This window comes from Micromonospora sp. SCSIO 07396, from assembly GCF_053667945.1.
The window spans coordinates 929,593-952,327 of the sequence record NZ_CM132210.1; the positions used below are offsets into that span (position 1 = coordinate 929,593).

Consider the following 22,735-nt stretch of genomic DNA (forward strand, 5'->3'; position numbering starts at 1 on the left):
CCGGTGGCCGCTCAGCCCAGCGCCCGCCAGAGCAGGTAGAGGCCGATCGCCGTGCCGAAGCAGACGATCAGCGTCCGGAGCACCACCGGTGGCAGCCGGCGGGTCACCCGGGCTCCCACGTACCCGCCGAGCATGGTGGCCGGCGCGACCACCGCGACCGCCGCCCAGTTGACCGGCCCGAACAGGGCGAACACCACCAGCGTGGTCAACCCCACCACGGCCGAGAGCAGGTTCTTCACCGCCGACACCCGGGTCAGCGTCGCATCCAGCACCAGGGCCAGGCCGGCCACCAGCATCACCCCGAGCGCCGCGCCGAAATAGCCGCCGTACACCGTGCCGACCGCGACCATCGCCTGCACCGTGAGGGTACGGCGGCGCGGGCCCAACTCGGCCGGGTGGCCGACCAGCCGGCGTAGCGGCCCCTGGAAGGCCAGCACCGCAGTGGCTCCGAGCACCAGGAACGGCACCACCAGGTCGAACGCCCGCGCCGGGGTGGCCAGCAGGAGCAGACAGCCGACCCCTGTGCCGAGCACCGCCGTCGGCAACAACGGCCACAGCGTCCGCCGGGGCGGCAGGTCCATCCGGCTGCCCGCCACACTTGCCGCGTAGCCGGGGAAGACCGACACCGAGTTGCTGACGTTGGCCGCCACCGGCGGGATACCGACCGCGATCATCGCCGGGAAGGTGATCAGGGAACCACCGCCGGCCGCCGCGTTCACCGTGCCCGCAGCGAGACCGGCGATGACCAGCAGTACGGCATCGGAGAGCTCCATGGTGCCCAGAGGCTAGTAGGCCCTGATCAGAGCCCCTCCACCGAGTCGACCGCGTACCATTTTCGGCTTCGTTGCGGCCCGGCCCGGGGTGGGATGGGTGCGGGACGCCGCGCCGTTAGGATGGGAACGCGACGGACGAGTCGACCGGGCGGTCGCGTCGGCGGGCTGCGGCCCGCCGCCGAGGAACGTCCGGACTCCACAGGGCAGGGTGGTTGTTAACGGCAACCCGGGGCGACCCGCGGGACAGTGCCACAGAAAACAGACCGCCGACCCCACTCGGGGACGGTAAGGGTGAAACGGTGGGGTAAGAGCCCACCAGCACCCCGGGTGACCGGGGTGGCTCGGTAAACCCCACCCGGAGCAAGGCCAAGCAAGGGCGTCACCGCACGTTGACGACCCGGCGCAGACGCTTGAGGGCTGCCCGCCCGATGTCTGCGGGTAGGCCGCAGGAGCCTGCCGGCGACGGCAGGCCGAGATGGATGGCCGCCGCCGGTGCGGGCCCCGCGAGGGGTACGCGCCGCGCACAGAATCCGGCGTACAGGTCGACTCGTCCGTCGCCCACCAGCTCAGAGCTTCGATCGCGGCGCTGAGCCACCTGCTTCGCGAGTTGTCGTGATGGGGTGCGACGACACGACCCGCACTCCTTCCTTCAGGACGTACAACTCCCGGCGCGCCACCGCATTGCCCTTCTCGTCCAGTCGATAGCCGTCAAGCCACGTCCAGCCGTGGTAGGCGCAAGGTTCTGCGCGGATCTTGATAAGGCGGACGAATACCGGCCGGACGAACTGGGGGCCAGCTGCGCGGGTCAGATGCAGCACGTCACCGGGCTTCACGTCGGTGCTCCCTGTCCCGCCAGGCGCGTAGCGTCCTGCCTGCCGTGGCCAGTCGCGGGCACCCTTCGTCGGAGCACTTGGTGCAGGTGGAACGGTGGTGGAAGTCGACGACGTAACCGGCCATCAGTACGGAGAACGGAGGCTCGGCCGGCCTCTGTGGCATGGGCACGGTTCACCTCCGGCTGGAGCGCATGATGATCCTGGCCCAGCGCCAGACTCCGGCGTTGGCCATCGTCCGCAGTTCTGCGTCCGGGGCGGTGGACAGGTCGGTCCGCCGCCCCGCATCCGGACCGCTCGGGGTGGCGGCGGGTTCGACCGTGACGACGTCCACCGGTTGGTGGGGGCGCTGGAACCACTTGACTCTAGTCATGCGTAAAGATTAAACGACTAGAGCGAGTATGAACTAGCCCTCCGTCAAGTTGATACATGCCTAGTCGACGGATGCCTAGCGTCAGCGTCATGGGTAAGAAGCTGCGGTTGGTGGGTTCCGGGGAGATCCGGACCATGCTCGGCGGCGTCTCCCGGCAGCGCGTCTACCAGATCACCAACCGCAGGGACTTCCCCGAGCCGGTGGCCAGCCTCCAGATGGGCAACGTCTGGCTGGCCGAAGACGTCGAGGCGTGGATCGCCACCCGGCGGGGGGACCTGGACTGACTGTGAGCCGGCCTCCGAAGGGTCGCCGTCGCGTGCCGGGTTGACTCCACCCGCTGCCGATAGGCCGGCCGTAGCGCCCGTATCAGTCATGGTCGCGGCAGCCGACCTGGTCGCCGATCTCCTTCGGGATGCCGTACGGGCTGCACTCCAGCGCGCTGCCTTCACCGATCTTCTTCCACCCCTTCGTCGAGTGCGCGAACACCAGCACCCCGTCCCCCTGCTGCGACGGGTCGACGGCGATCACCCCGGCGGTCGCCCACTGCCGGGCGCACTTGATGTGGTCGGGGTCGATCTTGTGCGTCTTCCTGTCCAGCCCGGACACCTGCTGAAGGGTCGCGGCATCGACCGGGCAGGCCGCTTGGGTGGCCACCGGGGTGGCGGACGCCGTGCCGCGCGTCGGCGACGGGCTGCCGGGGGAGGAGGGGGAGGCCGTGCCGCCGGGCGGGGACGACGCGGCGTCCGAACCGGTCACCGGGCCGGACGGCGCGGGGTCGCAGGCGGCGACCGCCGCCAGCAGGGCGAGGGGTACGAGGGCGCGCAGGGCGTTCAGGGACATCGTTCCTCCGGATCGGACGTCGCCGGGACTCTGTGGAGTACACCCCTGGACGGCGGGCGAGGTTGCCGCTGTCGGGCATCCGATCGGGCGGGTGCTTCGCGGTGCAACGACGGGAGTGTCCGGGCGTCGGCGACGCCCGGACGACCTGTCCGTTCAGTTCAGGCGGTGCACACGCGACCCCCGTCAGCGGTCAGGCTGGCCAGGGAGCACACCTTCAGCAGCGGATAGTGCGGCCCCATCACGGTGGCGGCGGTCTCCGCCGAACTGTCCACCGGCACGTTCTGGGTGGCGTGCGGGAAATTGGCCACCGGCAGCAGGTTCCGCAGCAGCACCATGTGCGGGGCCACCGGATACGAGACGGAGAACGGCAGGAAGGTCGCGTCGTCGACCGCCTCGATGGCCGTCCGCTGCTGCTCCCGGCCGATCACGTACGTGTAGTAGCCGTGTCGGTCGAGGCGGGTGTCGTCGTCGTAGCGGCAACCGAGGCTCGGCGGTGCGTCGGTGAACCGGTTGATCACGACGGGCTTGACCTGGCCGCCGAGGTTGGTGCACATCGAGAAGTAGCGTAGGTCGGCGTGTCGGCGTGGCCAGACGTCCGGATGGTTGCCGGTGACCGCCCGGGGCGCCCTACCCCGGATCACCAGCACCTGGTCCGCCGCAGGCGGGGTGATCCAGGTGCCCAGGTAGGCATTGTCCGGGTTGGGGGCGAGGTTCTCCACCTCCGAGGTCCGGGTGAAGAGCTTCTGCCCGGTCTCCTCCGGCCCCCCCGGCCCGCCGGGTCCGCCAGGCCCGCCAGGCCCCCCGGGTCCGCCAGGCCCGCCAGGCCCCCCGGGTCCGTGGGGTCCGCCAGGCCCACCCGGCCCGCCGGGTCCGTGGGGTCCGCCAGGCCCACCCGGCCCACTGGGTCCGCCGGGTCCACCGGGTCCACCCGGCCCGCCGGGCCCGTGCGGCCCGCCAGGCCCACTGGGTCCGCCAGGTCCACCGGGATGCCCAGGCCCTCCGGGATGCCCAGGCCCTCCGGGATGCCCGGGGCCGCCGGGGCCGCCGGGTCCGCCGGGGTGACCAGGCCCACCCGGCCCGTCGCCGGGACCGCCCGCGCCGGACAGCCCCGCCTCCCGGGCGTTCGCGGGTGCCGGGGTTGTGGTGGGGGTGCCGCCGCCCCCCGGCGGGCAGGGCGGCAGGGTCTGCGACACCCCGTCGAGGGTGAGGGTCATGCTGGGCAGGGTGACGGCCGCGTCACCGCCGGCCGGCAGATAGACCCGGAAGATGACCGATGCCTTCGCACCGGGCAGGGCGTCCTCCCGGGCCAGGGGCAGCCGGTTGGTCTGTCCGAAGGCCACGTCGGGGGTGATGGTGAGGGTGAACCGCCCACCCGGCGCGGCACCGGTCTGCCACGGATTCTGGCTGCCCGCGTCCGGCGTGATGAGGTAGTCCGGCATGCTGGAGCTGACGCCATTGCGGGTGAAGTACGTGGGCTTGTCGTCGTACACGTTGAAAGACGCGTATCTGGCGTCGGGAAAGGCCCCGGAGAGGGTGATTTCCAGGCCCGGCGTGACCGGATAGATGGTCGACCAGTACGTGGCGGCGGTGTCCGGCCAGTAGGCGTTCAGGCTTGTCGCCCCGTACTTCGACGACCAGGCGCAGGTGGGCATGGTGACGGCGGTGCCGGCGACGCGCTCCGCCTCGGCGGGGGTGGCTACCAGGGGGGCGGCCAGGGCGATCAGTCCGGACAGCAACAGAAACGGTCGACGCGTGGCCCGCGTAGCCGGTGTGGATACAGAGAGTGGCATGCGTCGACTTGATCAGAAATATGTGTCGACATGGTTACTTTCACGGTCAATTATCGTTGCTGTGTCGCACGTTTCAGCGTGTCTGGGATTACTATTTCCCGGCAGTGGAGTTTATTTCGGAAAAGCTACTTCCAGGGGATCTGGTCGGCTGCTGCGGTGGAGTGTGGACAGAGGTCGGGATTCGCCCGTTACCGTAGGTCTTCGTCCCGGCCGGGAGGGGGCACGGCGCGCTCGGCCGTGCCCCCACCGGGTGGCTCAGGCCTCCGTCGGTACCCGGGTCAGCAGGGCCGCGATCCGGCCGGCCACCCCCGGGGCGTGCAGGTGCAGCCGGGCGACGTTGACGGCGTCCGTGCCGATCACGGCGAGCAGGGCCTGCTCGCTGACCGCGTAGACGCTCAGGTAGCCGCCCTGGTTGCGGACCGTGGACTGTTGGAAGTCGCCCTGCCCGAGGCGCATGCCGACCTGCCGGCCGAGGCCGAAGGTGGTCGCGGCGAGCGCGGCCAGATCGTTCGGGTCGACCTCGTTCTGCAGGTTGTGCGTGATGAGCAGGCCGTCGACGCCCCCCAGCACGCAACCGTGTACCCCGGGGATCTCGTGCCGCAACTCCGCCAGTTCGCGACTGATCGCCGGGTACGGCAGCGAACGGTCCCCGGCCAGCGACGGCGGGAGCTGCCGGGCGGCGGGCGGGGTGGCGGTGCGGGCGGCACGGGCCGAGCGGCGGGGCAGGACGGTTTCGGTCTTGTCCGTGGTCACAGTTCCAGGCTCTCCTCGATGCTGCGCAGCTGGTGTCGGGCCATCGCCAGGTTGGCCCGGCTCTTGCTCACCATCAGGTAGAGGAAGAGGCCCTTGCCGGTGCGGCCGGTCAGCGGGCGGATCAGGTGGTACTGGCTGCCGAGGGTGATCAGGATGTCCTCGATCTCGTCCTCGATCTTGAGCATCTCCAGGGTGCGCATCTTGGCGCGGACGACGTCGGTGTTGCCGGCGGCGGCGACGGTCAGGTCGATCTCGCCGGTGCCGCCGGCCACGCCGAGGGTCATGCCGCTGCTGTAGTCGACGAGCGCCACCCCGATCGCTCCGTCGATATTCATCGCGTTCTTCAGGGCGACGTCCAGGCTAGCCACGGTGGTGTTCTCCCGCTTCGACAGGGCGGCGCCGTCGACATCGTCGTCGTCCCGCCCAGGTGACGGGCGGTGGCAGCGCCGCAAGAGGTCTGACGAGGCTCGCACACACCCCCGGGTGGTTGCACTCGGGGCCGCCGCATCGGGGCTGTCCGGCCGACCCGCAGCGGCCGGCGGTCCCGTCAAGAGGACCGGGCCGAGGGATGGTCCGGCTCGGGGTGACCTGATACCAAGTACCTGGTTGATGCGGTAGGGCCGGAAGTCCCGGCCCGGTCCGCCAGCGCGCGCCACGGCCGGGCGACCGTCCCGACCGTGGACACCACGCACGACGGTTCAGCCGGACCGGGCGACGGTCCGCGCCATCCGGTCGAAGTGCCGGATCGACTCCGCGTCGAGGCGTTCCATCCGGCTCCCGGAACAGGCCGGCGGCGTCACCGGGCATGGTCAGCGCAGGCTGGGTGACCAGCCCGAGCAGGACCGCGAGATACGGACACCGTCGCCGTCGTGCAGCGCGGACACGTCCCTGTGCTGTCGCGATGTTCGATCCTGCCGGGGCGTCCGGCGTCGTACCACCGGCTTTCCGGCTCACCCCGCGCGGCGGCCCCGCAACCCGGGCCGACGCGGTGCCGGCGGGGCTGTCTCCGGCGGTGTCCGGGCAGGTCAGGGCCGATTTCGCGATTCTGCCCCGGACGCCGCCGGACACGTCTACTGTGGATGTGGTCGCGACCAATTGTGGCGATCCGGTGGCGGTCGGGCTGCGCCCGGTGCACAGTGATCTCATGAACGACAGCGGACGTGGTGGGCACTACTACTGGTGCACCCGACACCACCGGGTCGAGACCGATGCCGACGTGTGCCCTGCCAAGCACGTTCTCGGACCGTATCCCTCGGCTGCCGACGCGGAGAACGCCCTGCAGAAGGTGCAGGAGCGCAACGAGGCGTGGGAGGCCGAAGACGCCCGCTGGGCCGGGGAGGGCAACTGAACGGCGCGGGACGGCCCGCGCCGAGGACTCCGTGCCTCCGTGAGGGGGCACGCGGGAGCATGTCCCCAAGGAGGGAACCGAGATGGCCGAAGCAGCAAAGGCCACCACCCGCCCGGCCGCGACGAAGACCGCAGCCGCGCAACGGACCGCAGGCGCGACCCGGAGCACCGCGGCCCGCCGCTCGACTACGACCACGACCGCGGCCCGCAGGGCGTCGGCCGGCCGGGCCACGGCGAGCGCGGCGGGTGCCGGCTCGGGCCGGACCCCGTCTACCGGCACCGCCCGGACGGCGGCGACCGGCACGGCGAAGAAGGCCCCGGCCACCCGGAGCACCGCCTCGAAGTCCGCTGCCTCGAAGGCGCCCGCCTCGAAGTCGACGGCGAAGAAGGCCCCGGCGGCCAGGAGCACCGCGTCGAAGTCGACCGCGCGCAAGGCCCCGGCCAAGAAGACCGCCGCCCGCACCACCGCCGGGGCGGCCAGGAAGACCACCACCGCCGCCCGGAGCACGGCGGCGAAGAAGGCCACCGCGGCGAAGCGGACGACAGCGGCGGCGGCGAAGAAGACCACCGCGACCGCCCGGACCGCCGCCAGGAAGACCACCGCCGCGACGAAGACCACGGCCGCCCGGAAGGCGATGCCCGCCGGTAAGGCGACGGCCGCGAAGAAGGCGATGCCCGCGAACAAGGCGATGCCCGGCACGAGGAGCACGGCCGCCACGAAGAGCACGGCCGCCAGGAAGACGACGCCGACGAAGACCACTGCGGCGAAGAAGGCCACTGCGGCGAAGAGGGCCACGCCCGCGAAGAAGACCGCCACGGCCACGAAGGCACCGGCCCGCAAGTCGACCGCGAAGACCGCTCCCGCGTCGAAGTCGACTGCGAAGGCGGCGCCGGCCCGCAGGACCAGCGCGCCGGCCACCCGCAAGGCGGCGGTGAAGAAGACCACGGCCACCACCGCCCGCAAGACGACCGCCCGTAAGGCCACCGCCCGCACCGCGCCCGCGCGGACGGCGCGGGCCACCACACCGGCGCGCGCCCGCAAGGCCACCGGCTGACCGTACGGAGGCTGCGGTCCGCCCGCCGGAGAGCGGATCACGCGGCACGCTGCCAGGATTGACCCGTGGTCATCCGACGTGTGCTCGCGCCCCGCATCGACTTCGGCGCGCTGCGCCGTGAGCTGGGACTGCCTGACAGTTTCCCGGCCGCGGCGCAGCGCGAGGCCGACGAGGCGGCCGACGCCCCACCGCCCGCCGTGGCCGACCGTACCGACGTCCCGTTCGTCACGGTCGACCCCGCCACCTCCCGCGACCTTGACCAGGCGATGCACCTCAGCCGTCGCCCCGGCGGCTACCGGGTGCGGTACGCCATCGCCGACGTCGCCACCCACGTCCGCCCCGGCGGGCCGCTGGAGGAGGAGACCTGGCGACGCGGGCAGACCGTCTACCTGCCCGACGGCAACGTGCCGCTGCACCCGCACACCCTCAGCGAGGGGGCCGCCAGCCTGCTGCCCGACGTCGACCGGGCGGCCGTGCTGTGGACCATCGACCTCGACGCCGACGGGGCCACCGTCGCCGTCGGGCTGGAACGCGCCCTGGTCCGCAGCCGCGCCAAACTGGACTACCCGGGTGTGCAGGTGGCCGCCGACGCCGGCCGGCTGCCCGACCCGATCGCGCTGCTGCCCGAGATCGGCACCCTGCTCACCGCCCGTGGCCTGCGCCGGGGCGCGGTCAACCTGCCGCTGCCCGAGCAGGACGTCGAACCCGACGGGGACGGGTGGCGGCTGGTGCTGCGCGGTCCCGGCCCGATGGAGGACCACAACGCTCAGATCTCGTTGCTCACCGGCATGGCGGCGGCGGACATCATGCTGGCCGGCCGGATCGGGTTGCTGCGCACCATGCCGGCCCCGAAACCGGAGGCGGTGGCCCGGCTGCGCGCGGCGGCGGCCCCGTTGGGCGTGCACTGGCCGGACGGGGTACGGGTCGGCGAGGTGCTGGCCGGGTTGGACGCCTCCCAGCCCCGGGCCGCCGCCTTCGTCGACCAGGCGGCCGAGCTGATGCGCGGTGCGGCGTACACGGCGTTCGACGGCGAGCTGCCCGAGCAGCCGGAACACGGCGGGGTGGCCGCCGCGTACGCCCACGTCACCGCCCCGTTGCGCCGGCTGGCCGACCGGTACGCCACCCAGGTGTGCCTGGCCCTGCACGAGGGCCGCGAGGTGCCGCAGTGGGCCCGGTCGGCGCTGCCCCGGCTGCCGGAGGTGATGGCCTCGACCGACCGGACGGCGGGCGCGGCCACCCGGGGCGCGATCGAACTGGCCGAGGCGGTGCTGCTGGAACACCGGGTGGGTCAGACGTTCTCGGCGGCGGTGCTGGACACCGACACGCCCCCGAACGGCCCGGCGAAGCCCGGCCGGGTGCCCGGCGGGACGGTGGCGTTGGACGATCCGCCGGTACGGGCCCGCTGCACGGGGGAGCTGCCGTTGGGGGAGCGGGTCACCGTACGCCTGGTCACCGCCGACCCGGCCGGCCGGAAGGTGCTCTTCGAACGGGCCTGAACCCGGCCCGGCCCGGCGGGGCGGTCGGCGTCACAGCGCCTTGCGCCGCTGGTGGCGTGGCGGTTTGCGAGGATGACGCCATGGCATACGACGCGAGCACCCTCCCCGACGTGTCCGGGCTGACCGTCGGCATCATCGGCGGCACCGGCGACCAGGGACGGGGGCTGGCCTACCGGTTCGCCCGTGCCGGTCAGCAGGTGCTGATCGGGTCCCGTTCCGCGGAGCGGGCGGCCGAGGCGGCGGCCGAGATCGCCGCGCTGCCCCGGCTGCCCGCCGGGGTCGACGTGACCGGCGCGGACAACGACGAGGTGGCCCGCCGTAGCGACGTGGTGGTGATCGCGGTGCCGTGGGACGGGCACGCGGCCACCGTCGGCGCGCTGGCCGGACCACTGGCCGGCAAGATCGTCGTGGACTGCGTCAACCCGCTCGGCTTCGACAAGCAGGGCCCGTACGCGCTGCCGGTCGCCGAGGGCAGCGCGGTGCAGCAGGCGGCGGCCCTGCTGCCCGACTCCCGGGTCTGCGCGGCGTTCAACCACGTCAGCGCACCGCTGCTGGCCGACCCGGAGATCGACCGGATCGACCTCGACGTGCTGATCTGCACCGAGGAACGGGAACTGGTCGACATCGTCGGTGCGTTGGCCGCCCGGATCCCCGGCATGCGCGGCATCTACGCCGGCCGGCTGCGCAACGCCCACCAGATCGAGGCGTTCACCGCCAACCTGATCGCCATCAACAAGCGCTACAAGGCCCACGCCGGCATCCGGGTCACCGACCTCTGAGACCCGACCCCCGCTTCCCGCCGCCGTCCTGGAGGGAAAGTGCCCCCAGGGGGCCGGTGCCCTCCGAGATGGCGGCGGGTGGGGGCGGCGGTCAGAAGTTGGTGTCGACGCCGGCCTTCTTGCAGGCGGCGTTCGCCATCGCGCTGGTCTTCTGGAACTCGGGGGCGTCGGCGGCGGTGTCCAGGTTCGGCGCGGTCGCCGCCCGGCCGGACGCGGCCCCGAACGCGGCCAGCGCGGTGACCGCCTCGCTGGTGGGGATGCCGGCGGTGGCCTTCGCCAACTCCTGCGCCATCTCCGTGTAGGCCTTCCGGATGGTCGGCGTGGGGTCGCCACCCGACGTCGCGGCCTTCACCACGTCGGCCTTCGTCGTGTCGGCGATCTTCTTGGCCGCCGTGCAGAGCTTCTTGTCGGCCGCCGGGTCGGCGGCGGCGGTCGGGCCGCCGGTGCCCGGGTCGGTGGTGGTCGGGTCGGTGGCGGCCGACGGGGTGGCGGCGGTGGCCGACGCACCGGCGGACGTCGACGGTGCGGCAGTGGTCGACGGTTCCGCCTCGCTGCACGCCGCGAGGGCCAGCACGGAGACACAGGTCAGGACGACTGTTGACAAGCGAACATGATCCACGGGCGGAACCCTAACCGCTTTTGCCGCACCACGGTCACCCCCGGCCTGCGGTGGCTCGTTCCAGGGCGGTGGGGCGGGGGTGCCGCCCCACCGCCCGTACTCAGAAGGTGTGCTCGGTGGCGGGGAAGTCGCCGCCGCGCACCTCGTCGGCGAACCGGCGGGTCGCCTCGGTCAGCGTCCCGGCCAGGTCGGCGTAGCGCTTGACGAACCGGGGGGCCTTCCCGGTGCGCAGCCCGGCCATGTCCTGCCAGACCAGCACCTGGGCGTCGGTGTCGGGGCCCGCGCCGATGCCGACGGTGGGGATCGCCAGTTCGGCGGTGACCCGCTTGGCGACCTCGCCCGGCACCATCTCCAGCACCACCGCGAACGCGCCCGCCCCGGCCACCGCCCGCGCGTCGGCGAGCACCTCCTCGGCGGTGTCGCCGCGCCCCTGCACCCGGTAGCCGCCCAGGGTGTGTTCGCTCTGCGGGGTGAAACCGATGTGCGCCATCACCGGGATGCCCGCCCCGGTGATCGCCGCGATCTGGTCGGCGCAGCGCCGACCGCCCTCCAGCTTCACCGCGTGGCAGCCGCCCTCCTTCATGAACCGCACCGCCGTGCGCAACGCCTGCGTCGGCCCCTCCTCGTACGAGCCGAAGGGCAGGTCGCCGACGACCAGGGTGTGCCGGGTGGCCCGGACCACGGCGCGCACCAGCGGCAACAGCTCGTCGACCGTCACCGGCAGGGTGGTCTCGTAGCCGAACACGTTGTTCGCCGCCGAGTCGCCGACCAGCAGCGCCGGAATCCCCGCCTGGTCGAAGATCCCGGCGGTGTACTGGTCGTACGAGGTGAGCATGGCCCACCGGTCGCCGCGCTCCTTGGCGGCGATCAGGTCGCGGGTGCGGACCCGGCGGGTGGCCGGCCCGCCGTACAGGGCGGTCACCTCGGTCGGGGTGGACTCCACCATGACTGTCTCCTTTCCTCGAGGCCGCTGTCGCGGTCCCCGGGTTCTGCCGCGATCGTCGCACCGCGCGACGGGTCGACGGCAGGGAACAGTGCAGGATTTCACTCCGCCGGGGCGACACCGGCCGACCGGAGCCGGTCGGTGTCGGTCGGGCCCGGCTGCTCAGCCGTCCTCGCGCCAGCGGTTGGTGATCGGCAGCCGACGGTCCCGGCCGAACGCCTTCATCGAGATCTTCGTGCCCGGCGCGGACTGCCGGCGCTTGTACTCGGCGGTGTCCACCAGCCGCAGCACCCGGTCGACGACCGCCGGGTCGTGGCCGGACTCCACCAGGCCGGCCCGGCCCAGGTCGCCGTCGACGTAGCCGATCAGGATCGGGTCCAGCACGTCGTAGTCGGGCAGGCTGTCGCTGTCGAGCTGGCCGGGGCTCAGCTCGGCCGACGGGGGCTTGCCGATGGAGTTCTCCGGGATCGGCGGGGTCTCGCCCCGGCGGGCCGCGTCGGCGTTGCGCCACTTCGCCAGCCGCCAGATCAGCGTCTTCCAGACGTCCTTGACCGGGTTGAACCCGCCGACCGAGTCGCCGTAGAGGGTCGAGTAGCCGACCGCCAGCTCACTCTTGTTGCCGGTGGTGAGGACCAGGTGGCCCTCCTGGTTCGACAGTGCCATCAGGATCACCCCGCGTACCCGGGCCTGGAGGTTCTCCACCGCCACCCCGGACAGCGAGATGTTCGCCAGGAAGGTGTCCACCATCGGCTGGATCGGCTCGACCCGGTAGTCCAGGCCGGTGCGCTTGGCCAGGTCCTCCGCGTCGGCCCGGGAGTGCTCCGAGGAGTGCTGGCTGGGCAGTGACACGCCGACCACCCGCTGCGGCCCGAGCGCGTCGACGGCCAGCGCGGCCACCACCGCCGAGTCGATGCCGCCGGACAGGCCCAGCACCACCGAGGGGAACCGGTTCTTGTTGACGTAGTCGCGCAGGCCCAGCACCAGCGCCTGCCACACCTCGGCCTCGTCGGCCACCGGGGCCAGCAGGCCGCCGTCGGCCGCCGGCCCGCTCGGGGCCGCCGGCACCACCTCGACGGTACGGCGGACCACCCGCATCCCGTCGGCGAGATCCTCGGTGTCGGCGGCGTGCCGGCCCGCCCCGGCCAGCTCCACGTCGTGCACGAGCAGATGCTCGACGAACTGCGGCGCGCGGGTGAGCAGGTCGCCGTCGGGGGTGACGATCATCGAGTCGCCCTCGAAGACCAGCTCGTCCTGGCCGCCGACCATGTTGACGTACGCGATAGGTGCGCCGGCCTCGGCGGCCCGGCGGCGCACCAGCGGTAGCCGGACGTCGTCCTTGTTCAGCTCGTACGGCGAGCCGTTGATGTTGACCACCAGCCCGACGCCGGCCTGCCGGGCCACCGCGAACGGGCCACCGGCCTGCCACAGGTCCTCGCAGATGGTCAACGCCACGTCCACCCCGCCCACCCGGACCACGGTCAGGGTGTCACCGGGCACGAAGTAGCGGTCCTCGTCGAAGACGCCGTAGTTGGGCAGGTGGTGCTTGAAGTAGTGGGCCACCACCCCGCCCCGGTGCAGCAGCGCGGCGGCGTTGCGGGCCCCCCGGCCCGGTTGGGCGTCCCCGCTGACCTGCGGCGGCCCGTCGGCGTCCAGGTAGCCGACCACGACCGGCAGGTCGCCGAGGCCGTCGGCGGCCAGGTCGGCGGCGAGCTGCCGCAGCGCGGCCTGCGAGGCGGCGACGAAGGAACGACGGAAGACCAGGTCCTCCACCGGGTAGCCGGTGAGCACCATCTCCGGGAAGGCGACGAGTTGGGCGCCGGCGTCGGCGGCCCGACGGGTCCAGGCGCGGATCAGCTCGGCGTTGCCGGCCGTGTCGCCGACTGTCGGGTTGACCTGGCACAGGGCCAGACGCAGGGTGGGCATGCCCTCATCTTGCCCCAGCGGCAGCCGGTCGACCCGGCGGCTGCGACGAGACGACGGCCACCCTTTCCCGGTCCCCGGCGGGCCCGGTGCTGGTGACGGGGCCGCCCGTTGATCCGGCCGTCGGGACACCGCAGGACGAGCGAGGGCAGGTCGCGTAACGTCTGCTTAACCAGGCCGGTGAAGACTGGGCGGTCAGGACGGACCGGCCGACCGGTGCCGGACGTACGTGGCGAGGGGTTGGGGAAGTGGACCGTCAGCAGGAGTTCGTCCTCCGTACGCTGGAAGAGCGGGACATCCGGTTCGTCCGGCTGTGGTTCACCGACGTGCTGGGCACGCTCAAGAGCGTCTCAGTCGCCCCGGCGGAGCTGGAGGCGGCCTTCGAGGAGGGCATCGGGTTCGACGGTTCGGCGATCGAGGGCTTCGCCCGGGTCTTCGAGTCCGACATGGTCGCCATGCCGGACCCGACGACCTTCCAGGTGTTCCCGTTCGAGGGCGGGGTCAGCGGCGAGAGCGCCCGGATGTTCTGCGACATCCTGCTGCCCGACGGCGGCCCGTCCTGGGCCGACCCGCGGCACGTGCTGCGCCGGATGCTGTCCAAGGCGGCCGAGAAGGGCTTCACCTTCTACACCCACCCGGAGATCGAGTTCTTCCTGCTGGAGAACGGCCCGCAGGACGGCTCGGTGCCCACCGCCGTGGACACCGGCGGCTACTTCGAGCACACCACGCACGCCGTCGCGCGGGACTTCCGCCGCCAGGCCGTGCTGGCGCTGGAGCGGATCGGCATCTCGGTGGAGTTCAGCCACCACGAGGTCGCCCCCGGCCAGCAGGAGATCGACCTGCGGTACGCCGACGCGCTGACCACCGCCGACAACATCATGACCTTCCGGCACGTGGTCAAGGAGGTGGCGCTCTCCACCGGCGTGCAGGCCAGCTTCATGCCGAAGCCGTTCACCGACCAGCCGGGCAGCGGCATGCACACCCACCTGTCGCTGTTCGAGGGGGAGCGCAACGCGTTCCACGACTCCGGCGACCCGATGAAACTGTCGAAGGTGGCGAAGTCGTTCATCGCCGGCCTGCTGATGCACGCCCGCGAGTACACCGCCGTCACCAACCAGTGGGTCAACTCGTACAAGCGGCTGTTCCCGCAGGCGCTGCCGGACCGGATCACCGAGAGCCCGGCGTACGTCTGCTGGGGGCACCTGAACCGGTCCGCGCTGGTCCGCGTGCCGGCGTACGGCAAGCCGAACTCGGCCCGGGTGGAGGTCCGGTCGCTGGACTCGGCGACCAACCCGTACCTGGCGTTCGCCGTGATGCTCGGCGCCGGCCTCAAGGGCATCGAGGAGGGCTACGAACTGCCGCCCGGCGCGGAGGACGACGTCTGGTCGCTGAGCAGCGCCGAACGGCGGGCGATGGGCTACGAGGCGCTGCCGGAGAACCTGTCCGAGGCGATCGACGTGATGGCCGGTTCCGAGCTGGTCGCCGAGGTCCTCGGCGAGCACGTGTTCGACTTCTTCCTGCGCAACAAGCGGGCCGAGTGGGAGCAGTACCGCCGCGAGGTCACCCCGTACGAGCGGCAGCGCTACCTGTCGCTGTAGCGCGGAGCGCCGCCGGCCTGGTCGTCCGTACCGGGCCGGTGGCGGGACGGCCGGCTGCTGCGCCGGTCCGGGGGGTGTCGGGGGTTGCCCGGGGCCGCTATCGTCTCGATCACCGTGCCGGCACCTCCGCCGGACGCAGGAGGTCGGGAGGCTGTCGGTGCTGGAAGATCTGCTCACCGGAGCATGGCAGAGCGTCGTGTTCGGTGTCGTCGGGGTGGCGCTGATGGCGGCCGGCTTCGTGCTGGTCGACGTGCTCACCCCGGGCAAGCTGCGCGAGCTGATCTGGGTGCAGCGCAACGGCAACGCCGGGCTGCTGCTGGCCGCCAACCAGCTCGGTGTCGCCGGCATCGTCTTCACCGCGATCGTGACCAGCTACGACGACTTCGCCAAGGGGCTCGCCTCGACGGTGCTCTTCGGGCTGATCGGGCTGGCCGTGATGGCGCTCGCCTTCGGCGTGCTGGACCTGCTCACCCCGGGCAAGCTCGGTGAGGTCATCTGCTCGGACCAGCCGCACCCGGCGGCCCGGGTCAGCGCCGCCACCCACTTCGGCGCGGCCCTGATCGTCTGCGCCTGCATCGCCTGAGCCGGGGGCCGGGTGTCGTCCGTCCCTGCCGGGGTGGCCGGGGTCGGGTGTCGTACCCCCGTCGTAGCGTGCGGGGGTGAACCGGACGGATCGTCTCTATGCCCTGGTGGAGGAGCTGCGGGCGGTCTCGCCCCGGCCGCGCAGCGCCCGCTGGCTGGCCCACCGGTTCGAGGTGAGCACCCGCACCGTCGAACGTGACATCGTCGCCCTCCAGGAGTCCGGCGTGCCGATCTGGGCCGAGCCCGGTCGCACCGGCGGTTACGTGGTCGACCGGTCGCACACCCTGCCGCCGGTCAACCTGACCGCCACCGAGGCGGTGGCGATGGCGGTGGCCCTGCACCGGCTCGCCGGCACCCCGTTCGCCGTGGCCGGTGGCACGGCGCTGCGCAAACTGCTCGCGGTGCTGCCGGCCGCCGACGCCGCCGACGCGCGCCTGCTCGCCGGCCGGGTGCTGCTGGCCGGCACCGGGCCGACCACGTCCGTCCCGGCCGTCGTCGCCGACGCGGTCGCCGCCCGCCGGGTGCTACGCCTGCGGTACGCCGACCGCTACGACGTGCCCTCGTCGCGCGAGGTCGAGCCGCTGGGCTACCTCGGCAACGACCGGCACTGGTATCTGCTCGCCTGGTGCCGGCTGCGCGCCGGGCTGCGCTGCTTCCGTACCGACCGGATCGTCGGGGTCGAGGCGTTGTCGGAGCGGGTGACCCGGGAGTTCTCCCCGGCCGATCTGGACGTCCCCGCCGCGCGGGTGCGCCGGCTGACCCTGGTCTGACCCGGCATGCCGGCTGCCCGGGTCGGCCGGCGCGTGAGCCGCCCAGGCCGGCCGCGTGGTCGCCCAGGCCGGTCGGTGCGGGGCTGTCCGGACGGATCGGTGCGGGGGCTGTCCGGAGGGATCGGTGTGCGTGGCCGGGTGGACCGGGCGGTAAACACCGACAGGACGGTGTCGCGGACACCCGGGAAGCTGGCTGCGAGCCCGCCGGCCGCCCGGTCGGCGGGGGAACAGGAGGCAACGCGTGACCAGCACACCCGTCACCTGGTTCGAGATCGGCACCGACCGGCCGGACGAGGCGCAGAGCTTCTACGCGGAGCTGTTCGGCTGGACCTTCACCGAGGAGGGCACGGCCGAGGGCGGTTCCTACCGGACGACCCCAGCGGGGGAGTCGACCGGCATCGGCGGCGGCATCCGGGCTCTCGCCGAGGGCGCACCCGGCTACGCGATCCTCTACGCCGAGGTGGCCGACGTGGCGCAGACCTGCAAGCGGATCGAGGCGGCGGGCGGCACGGTGCTGACCCCGCCCCGGACCACGCCGAGCGGCCTGACCCGCGCCGTGGTGCGTGACCCGGTGGGCACCCACCTCGGTCTCTTCTCCTCGGGCGACCGCGCCTGACGCCAGGGGGCCGACGTTGCGGTGTCCCAGTGCGTCGGACACCACAACGTCGGCCCTGTCGCGTCGATCTTCGGCCCGCCCGGGTCGGGCGGCCCGCCCGGGTCGGGCGGCCCGCCCGGGTCGGGCGGGCCGCAGCGGGTCACTTGTCGGGCGTACCCTCCGGGCCGCCGTGGTGGCCGCGACCGGCCGGACCCGGGAAGACCCCGGCCTCGACGGCCTTGGTGATCGCGTCGGCCTGCTCCTGGGTGAGCTTGCCGTCCTTGACCGCCTGGGCCAGCCGCACGGCCAGCTTCTCCTGCCGGTCCTGCGGCGACGGGCGCTCCGGCCGGTCACCCTTGGGCCGGTGCTGCTCGCGCACCTTCTCCAGGGCGGCGGTCACCTTGTCGGTGTCCACCCCCAGTTCCTTGGCGAGCGCCTCGGCGAGCTCGTTCTTGCGGTCGGCGCGCTGCTGCTGGTCGGCACCCGGCTCGGCCTCGCTGCTGACGCCGGCGGTCGGGGTCGCCGACTCCTCGGCGAAGGCCACCGTCGGAGCGGCGATCCCCACCCCGAGCACGCCGGCGGCAGCGAGGCCGACCAGCAGCTGCTTCTTCGACATCGTGCGGGACATCAGTCCTCCATGGGTCGGTGGTGATGTTGACGTCACCGACAGTGACCACTGAACCTGGAAAACTCCCGTCCCGACCCTGTCCGCCAGCTGAAAGTTCCACCGCCTCGCCCCGGTGATCAAGAGGTTTCGGTCAGGAACGCGCTTTCCCGCGACGCAAACCTCTTGATCACCGAGGCAAGGCGGGGCGAGACGAGGAATGCGGGGCGGGGGTGGGGGTGGGGTCAGCGGACGGCGGGGGTGGTGGTGAGGGTGCCGGCGGTGGCGTCGAGGGTGGCGGTGGTGCCGACCGGGACGGTGAGCTGGCCGGGGCCGTGGCCGATCGGCAGGCCGCCGAGGACCGGCACGCCGAGGTCGCCCAGCCGGTCGGTGAGCACGTCCACGACGGTCGTGTCCCAGCCGTCGGCGCAGTCGGTGAACTGGCCCACCGCCACCCCGGCCAGGCCGTCGAGCACCCCGGCGCGGCGCAGGTGGGTGAGCATCCGGTCGACCTTGTACGGCGGCTCCTGCACCTCCTCGACGAGCAGTACCGCCCCGGTCAGGTCCGGCATGTCCGGGGTGCCGAGGGTGGCGGTGATCAGGCAGAGGTTCCCGCCGAGCAGCCGGCCCACCGCCCGGCCGGGAACCCGCACCGGGTAGGTCTCCTCGGTAGGCACCGCCGCGACGGTCACCGGCGCGGTGGTCATCAGCGCGGCGTGCAGCGACTCCGCCGAGCGCAGCGGGGTCCGCTCGTCCACCCAGGCCGCCCCGGGGCCGTGCACGCCGGCCAACCGGGCACCCCGCCAGAGCGCGAACTGCAGGGCGGTGATGTCGGAGAACCCGGCCACCACCTTCGGGTCCCGCCGGACGGCGGCCATGTCGATCAGGTCGACCACCCGCTGTGCGCCGTACCCGCCCCGGGTGCAGATCACCCCGCGCACCTGCGGGTCGGCGAAGGCGGCGTTCAGGTCCGCGGCGCGCAGCGCGTCGTCACCGGCGAGGTAACCCCGCCTGGCGTACGCGTTCGGCGCCACCTGCGGGCACAGCCCCCAGCCGGTCAGCAGCTCGATGCCCCGGGCCACCCGCTCCGGCCGGGTCGGCCCGGACGGCGAGACCAGCAGCACCGTGTCGCCCTCGCGGAGCACGGGCGGGCGCAGGACGGACGGGTCGTCGGCGATCACAGCGGCCGAGCATAGCCGCCCCGCCGGGCGGACCGAGGCGTTCCCGGCGGCGGTCGACGCACCCGATAGCCTCGACGGCGTGGGAACCGCACTGGTGATCGAGAACGACCCGACCGACGACCCCCGACGGCTGGGGGAGTGGCTGGCGGAGGGGGGACTTGAGCTGCGGGTGCTGCGCCCGCACGCCGGCGACGAGATCCCCGACGACCTCACCGGGTACGTGGCGCTGGTGGTGCTCGGCGGTGACCAGCACGCCTACCCGGCCCCCGACGGCACCCCCGGCGCACCCTGGTTCCCGAAGCTCGAAGGGCTGCTGCGCAAGGCGGTCCGGCACCGGGTGCCGACCCTCGGCGTCTGCCTCGGCGCACAGCTGCTCGCCACCGCGCACGCCGGCCTGGTCGAGCGCAGCCCGTCCGGCCCCGAGGTGGGCCCGGGAGTGGTCGGCCGGCGCGACGCCGCCGAGAGCGACCTGCTGTTCCGGTACGTGCCGCTGATCCCGGACGTGCTCCAGTGGCACGCCGACGAGATCACCGAGCTGCCCCGGGCCGCCACCCTGCTGGCCGCCTCGACCCGCTACCCGCACCAGGCGTTCCGGCTCGGCGACCGGGCCTGGGGTCTCCAGTTCCACATCGAGTGCGACACCGCCATGATCGCCGAATGGGCGCGCGGCTCCGCGCTGCTCGCCGAGCTGGGCTACGACGAGGACCTGGTGGTGGCCGCCTGCGACCGGGTGATGGCCGACGTCGAGGAGGTGTGGCAGCCGTTCGCCGTCCGGTTCGCCGCCCTCGCCCTCGGTGAACTGGACGACGACACCCGCCGCAGCCTGCCCCTGCTCGGGCACTGAGATGAGCAGACCGACCAGGGGACGGTTGGCCCGCTACGGGTTCGCCGAGGGTGACGGTGGGGTCCGCGCCGCCGACCTGCTCGGGGCGGACGGCCTCGGGCTGTGGCAGGCCGACGAGCAGGAACCCGCCGACCGGTCGGCGGCCGACCTGCTGGCCGCGCTCTCCCGGGCCGCCGACCCGGATCTGGCGCTGCGCCAGCTGCACCGGATGGTGGAGACCGAACGCCGTACCGCCGACGACGGGGCGACCGGGTCGGAGCTGCTGGCCGCGCTCGCCGCCGACCCGGGGCTGCGCCGCCGGCTGGTCGCCGTGCTCGGGGCCTCCTCCGCCCTGGGTGACCACCTGGTCGCCAACCCCGGACAGTGGACGGTGCTCGGCACCGCCCCGGACGGGCTGGCCCCCACCGCCGACGGGCGGCTCGACCTGGCGCTCGCCGGCCGGCTGACCACCGCCACCGCGCCGGTGGCGGTGCTGCGGCAGGCGTACCGGCTGGCGCTGCTGCGGATCGCGGCGGCCGACCTGACCGGCGGACGCGGCCTGGAGCAGGTGATGTCGGCGCTGTCCGCACTGGCCGACGCCACCCTCGCGGCGGCGTACGAGATCGCGGTGGGCGAGCTGCCGGCGGGCACGCCCCGGCCCCGGCTGGCCGTGGTGGCGATGGGCAAGTGCGGCGGCGACGAGCTGAACTACGTCTCCGACGTCGACGTGATCTTCGTGGCCGCGACCGACGAGGACCTGCCCGCCGCGACCACCGTCGCCGCCCGGCTGATCCACGTCTGCGGGCTGGTCGCCTGGCCGGTGGATGCCGCGCTGCGCCCCGAGGGCAACCGGGGGCCGCTGGTGCGCACCCTGGCCAGCCACCTCGCCTACTACCAGCGGTGGGCCCGCACCTGGGAGTTCCAGGCGCTGCTCAAGGCCCGGCCGGCCGCCGGTGACCTGGCGCTGGCCGGCGAGTGGATCGACGCCCTCGCCCCGCTGGTCTGGCGGGCGTCCGAACGTCCCGAGGCGGTCTCCGACGTACGCGCCATGCGCCGCCGGATCATCGACAACATCCCGCCGAAGGAGCTGGACCGCGAGATCAAACGGGGTCCGGGCGGGCTGCGGGACATCGAGTTCGCCGTCCAACTGCTGCAACTGGTGCACGGCCGGGGCGACGAGTCGCTGCGGGTGCCGGGCACCGTGCCGGCGCTGCGCGCGCTGGTGGCCGGTGGCTACGTCGGGCGGGCCGACGGCGAGGCGCTGCTACGCGGATACCGCTTCCTGCGCGGTGTCGAACATCGGCTCCAGCTCCAGGCGCTGCGGCGCACCCACACCGTGCCGACCGAGCCGGCCGCGCTGCGCTGGCTGGCCGCCGCGCTCGGCTACGCCGCCATCCCCGGCCGCAGCGCCGTGGAGAGCTTCCGGGCCGACTGGGTCGCCCACGCCACCGAGGTACGCCGGCTGCACGCCAAGCTGCTCTACCGGCCGCTGCTGGAGTCGGTGGCCCGGGTGCCCGCCGACGGTCTGCGGCTCACCCCGGAGGCGGCCCGGCACCGGCTGGAGGTCCTCGGCTTCGCCGACCCGGCCGGGGCGCTGCGGCACCTGCAGGCCCTCACCGGCGGGGTGAGCCGGACGGCGGCCATCCAGCGCACCCTGCTGCCGGTGCTGCTCAGCGAGTTCGCCGACGCGCCCGAACCGGACCGGGGGCTGCTCAACTACCGCCAGGTCTCCGACAAGCTCGGCAGCACCCCGTGGTACCTGCGGCTGCTGCGCGACTCCGGCCCGGTGGCCCGCCGGCTGGCCCGGGTGCTGTCCTCGTCCCGGTACGCGGCCGACCTGCTGGCCCGGGAACCGGAGGCGCTGCGGCTGCTGGCCGAGGAGAACGAACTGACCCCCCGGCCCCGGGAGGTGCTCTGCGACGGGTTCGCCGCCGCCGCGGCCCGGCACGCCGACCCGGTCGAGGCGACCCGGGCGGTACGCGCGCTGCGTCGCCGGGAACTCGTCCGGATCGCCTGCGCCGACGTGCTCAGCCGGGCCGGCGGGTTGGCCCCGCGACCCGAGCGCGGCGCACCTGCCGGCCCGCTGGCCGACGTCACCCGGGTCGGCACCGGCCTGTCGTACGTCACCGACGCCACCCTGTCCGCCGCGCTGCGCGCCGTCCGGGCCGCCCAGCCGGAGCTGCCCGGCCTGCGGTTCGCGGTGATCGGCCTCGGTCGCCTCGGCGGGTACGAGTCGAACTACCTCTCCGACGCCGACGTGCTCTTCGTCTACGACCCACCGGCCGGGACGGCGGAGAGCACGGCCAGCGCCGCCGCGCACGCGATCGCCGAGGAACTGCGCCGCCTGCTCGGTGCCCCCGCCCCCGATCCGGCGCTCGGCGTCGACGCCGACCTGCGCCCCGAGGGGCGGCAGGGCCCGCTGGTGCGCAGCCTCGCCGCGTACGCCCAGTACTACGCCCGCTGGTCGCGGGTGTGGGAGGCGCAGGCGCTGCTGCGGGCCCGGTTCGTCTGCGGCGACGCCGACCTGGGCACCGAGTTCGAGCAGATGGTCGACCCGGTCCGTTACCCGGCCGACGGGTTGACCCGGGAACAGGTGGTCGAGATCCGCCGGATCAAGGCCCGGGTGGAGAACGAACGGCTGCCCCGGGGCGCCGATCCGGCCACCCACACGAAGCTCGGCCGGGGTGGCCTCGCCGACGTCGAGTGGGCGGTGCAACTGCTCCAGCTCCGGCACGCCGGGGCGTACCCGCAGCTGCGCGGCACGCGTACCCTCGACGCGCTCGCGGCGGCCCGGGACGCCAAGCTGGTCGACCCGGCGGACGCCGTCGCGATGACCGCCGGGTGGACCCTCGCCGCGCAGGTCCGCAACGCGTTGATGCTGGTCCGGGGACGCGCCGGTGACCAGCTTCCCCGGCACGGGGTGGAGCTGGCCGGGGTGGTGCGGCTGCTCGGCGCGGACGACCCGGGTGAGTTCCTCGACGACTACCTGCGCACCGCCAGGCGTTCCCGGGCCGCGATGCAACGCGTCCTCGACGCCGGGGTCTGAGCCCCGGCGTCGGGGACG

23 protein-coding genes and 1 other RNA gene are annotated in these 22,735 nt (G+C 73.4%); 12 read left to right on the forward strand and 12 right to left on the reverse strand.

The genetic code is table 11. The features are described from left to right. Positions 1–11 precede the first annotated feature (11 nt). Complete coding sequence (locus ACWCHM_RS04230; RefSeq protein WP_454221551.1) at positions 12–773, reverse strand: sulfite exporter TauE/SafE family protein; 762 nt, start codon at positions 771–773, stop codon at positions 12–14. Positions 774–909: 136 nt separating this feature from the next. Between ACWCHM_RS04230 and rnpB the strand changes: the two genes are divergently transcribed. Continuing rightward, an RNA gene (gene rnpB / locus ACWCHM_RS04235) (RNase P RNA component class A) lies at positions 910–1,327 on the forward strand. Positions 1,328–1,339: 12 nt separating this feature from the next. Here rnpB and ACWCHM_RS04240 read toward each other — a convergent pair. After that, a complete protein-coding gene (locus ACWCHM_RS04240; RefSeq protein WP_204959406.1) occupies positions 1,340–1,606 on the reverse strand; it encodes a hypothetical protein in 267 nt (88 codons plus the stop codon). Between the two features lie 172 nt (positions 1,607–1,778). After that, entirely contained in the window at positions 1,779–1,976 is a 198-nt protein-coding gene (locus ACWCHM_RS04245) for a hypothetical protein (protein WP_204959405.1), read from the reverse strand. A gap of 89 nt (positions 1,977–2,065) precedes the next feature. Between ACWCHM_RS04245 and ACWCHM_RS04250 the strand changes: the two genes are divergently transcribed. Then, entirely contained in the window at positions 2,066–2,260 is a 195-nt protein-coding gene (locus ACWCHM_RS04250; protein ID WP_228543537.1) for a helix-turn-helix transcriptional regulator, read from the forward strand. An 82-nt stretch (positions 2,261–2,342) separates the two neighbouring features. Here ACWCHM_RS04250 and ACWCHM_RS04255 read toward each other — a convergent pair whose 3' ends face one another. The 4 genes from ACWCHM_RS04255 to ACWCHM_RS04270 all read right to left on the reverse strand — a co-directional run bounded on the left by ACWCHM_RS04255 (position 2,343) and on the right by ACWCHM_RS04270 (position 5,727). Then, positions 2,343–2,816: a hypothetical protein gene (locus tag ACWCHM_RS04255; protein ID WP_204959404.1), complete on the reverse strand. Its 474-nt coding sequence runs from the start codon at positions 2,814–2,816 to the stop codon at positions 2,343–2,345. 158 nt (positions 2,817–2,974) lie between these two features. Then, the gene (locus ACWCHM_RS04260) at positions 2,975–4,552 is read right to left on the reverse strand and encodes a hypothetical protein (protein ID WP_454221552.1); all 1,578 of its coding nucleotides are present in this window, start codon (positions 4,550–4,552) and stop codon (positions 2,975–2,977) included. A 309-nt stretch (positions 4,553–4,861) separates the two neighbouring features. Beyond that, positions 4,862–5,359: a roadblock/LC7 domain-containing protein gene (locus tag ACWCHM_RS04265; protein ID WP_454221553.1), complete on the reverse strand. Its 498-nt coding sequence runs from the start codon at positions 5,357–5,359 to the stop codon at positions 4,862–4,864. Next, positions 5,356–5,727 carry a hypothetical protein gene (locus ACWCHM_RS04270; protein WP_204959401.1) on the reverse strand — a complete coding sequence of 124 codons (372 nt, stop codon included), beginning with the start codon at positions 5,725–5,727 and terminating at the stop codon, positions 5,356–5,358. The genes ACWCHM_RS04265 and ACWCHM_RS04270 overlap by 4 nt, the downstream gene beginning before the upstream one ends. A gap of 533 nt (positions 5,728–6,260) precedes the next feature. Here ACWCHM_RS04270 and ACWCHM_RS04275 point away from each other — a divergent pair. The 4 genes from ACWCHM_RS04275 to npdG all read left to right on the forward strand — a co-directional run bounded on the left by ACWCHM_RS04275 (position 6,261) and on the right by npdG (position 10,036). Continuing rightward, complete coding sequence (locus tag ACWCHM_RS04275; protein WP_454221554.1) at positions 6,261–6,707, forward strand: hypothetical protein; 447 nt, start codon at positions 6,261–6,263, stop codon at positions 6,705–6,707. Between the two features lie 82 nt (positions 6,708–6,789). Beyond that, positions 6,790–7,761, forward strand: a complete 972-nt coding sequence (locus ACWCHM_RS04280) for a histone (protein WP_454221555.1) — start codon at positions 6,790–6,792, stop codon at positions 7,759–7,761. 65 nt (positions 7,762–7,826) lie between these two features. Continuing rightward, positions 7,827–9,257 (forward strand): RNB domain-containing ribonuclease, encoded by a 1,431-nt coding sequence (locus ACWCHM_RS04285; RefSeq protein ID WP_454221556.1) that lies wholly within the window; start codon positions 7,827–7,829, stop codon positions 9,255–9,257. An 80-nt stretch (positions 9,258–9,337) separates the two neighbouring features. Further along, positions 9,338–10,036 (forward strand): NADPH-dependent F420 reductase, encoded by a 699-nt coding sequence (gene npdG / locus ACWCHM_RS04290; protein WP_204959398.1) that lies wholly within the window; start codon positions 9,338–9,340, stop codon positions 10,034–10,036. A gap of 91 nt (positions 10,037–10,127) precedes the next feature. Here the strand turns inward: npdG and ACWCHM_RS04295 are convergent, their stop codons facing one another. The 3 genes from ACWCHM_RS04295 to ACWCHM_RS04305 all read right to left on the reverse strand — a co-directional run bounded on the left by ACWCHM_RS04295 (position 10,128) and on the right by ACWCHM_RS04305 (position 13,521). Next, a complete protein-coding gene (locus ACWCHM_RS04295) occupies positions 10,128–10,640 on the reverse strand; it encodes a hypothetical protein (protein ID WP_204959397.1) in 513 nt (170 codons plus the stop codon). A gap of 115 nt (positions 10,641–10,755) precedes the next feature. Further along, entirely contained in the window at positions 10,756–11,601 is an 846-nt protein-coding gene (gene panB / locus ACWCHM_RS04300; RefSeq protein ID WP_454221557.1) for a 3-methyl-2-oxobutanoate hydroxymethyltransferase, read from the reverse strand. A 159-nt stretch (positions 11,602–11,760) separates the two neighbouring features. Continuing rightward, positions 11,761–13,521 carry an NAD+ synthase gene (locus tag ACWCHM_RS04305; protein WP_454221558.1) on the reverse strand — a complete coding sequence of 587 codons (1,761 nt, stop codon included), beginning with the start codon at positions 13,519–13,521 and terminating at the stop codon, positions 11,761–11,763. A gap of 245 nt (positions 13,522–13,766) precedes the next feature. Here ACWCHM_RS04305 and glnA point away from each other — a divergent pair, with 245 nt between their 5' ends. From glnA to ACWCHM_RS04325, 4 genes are all read left to right on the forward strand, one after another. After that, positions 13,767–15,116: a type I glutamate--ammonia ligase gene (gene glnA, locus ACWCHM_RS04310; RefSeq protein WP_088644813.1), complete on the forward strand. Its 1,350-nt coding sequence runs from the start codon at positions 13,767–13,769 to the stop codon at positions 15,114–15,116. 157 nt (positions 15,117–15,273) lie between these two features. Next, entirely contained in the window at positions 15,274–15,699 is a 426-nt protein-coding gene (locus tag ACWCHM_RS04315) for a DUF350 domain-containing protein (RefSeq protein ID WP_088644812.1), read from the forward strand. 76 nt (positions 15,700–15,775) lie between these two features. Continuing rightward, on the forward strand, positions 15,776–16,468 hold the full coding sequence (locus ACWCHM_RS04320) for a helix-turn-helix transcriptional regulator (RefSeq protein ID WP_204959394.1): 693 nt from the start codon (positions 15,776–15,778) through the stop codon (positions 16,466–16,468). Between the two features lie 241 nt (positions 16,469–16,709). Next, on the forward strand, positions 16,710–17,084 hold the full coding sequence (locus tag ACWCHM_RS04325; protein WP_454221559.1) for a VOC family protein: 375 nt from the start codon (positions 16,710–16,712) through the stop codon (positions 17,082–17,084). A gap of 139 nt (positions 17,085–17,223) precedes the next feature. On the opposite strand, the gene ACWCHM_RS04330 is transcribed toward ACWCHM_RS04325, so the two are convergent. Together ACWCHM_RS04330 and ACWCHM_RS04335 are read right to left on the reverse strand one after the other, a co-directional pair. Further along, positions 17,224–17,691, reverse strand: coding sequence for a hypothetical protein (locus ACWCHM_RS04330; RefSeq protein WP_454221560.1), 468 nt, complete (start codon positions 17,689–17,691; stop codon positions 17,224–17,226). A 221-nt stretch (positions 17,692–17,912) separates the two neighbouring features. Further along, a complete protein-coding gene (locus tag ACWCHM_RS04335; protein WP_204959391.1) occupies positions 17,913–18,848 on the reverse strand; it encodes a S66 peptidase family protein in 936 nt (311 codons plus the stop codon). 79 nt (positions 18,849–18,927) lie between these two features. Here ACWCHM_RS04335 and ACWCHM_RS04340 point away from each other — a divergent pair, with 79 nt between their 5' ends. Together ACWCHM_RS04340 and ACWCHM_RS04345 are read left to right on the forward strand one after the other, a co-directional pair. Further along, positions 18,928–19,692: a type 1 glutamine amidotransferase gene (locus ACWCHM_RS04340; RefSeq protein ID WP_454221561.1), complete on the forward strand. Its 765-nt coding sequence runs from the start codon at positions 18,928–18,930 to the stop codon at positions 19,690–19,692. Between the two features lies 1 nt (position 19,693). Next, positions 19,694–22,717 carry a bifunctional [glutamine synthetase] adenylyltransferase/[glutamine synthetase]-adenylyl-L-tyrosine phosphorylase gene (locus tag ACWCHM_RS04345; protein ID WP_454221562.1) on the forward strand — a complete coding sequence of 1,008 codons (3,024 nt, stop codon included), beginning with the start codon at positions 19,694–19,696 and terminating at the stop codon, positions 22,715–22,717. The last annotated feature ends 18 nt before the right edge of the window (positions 22,718–22,735 follow it).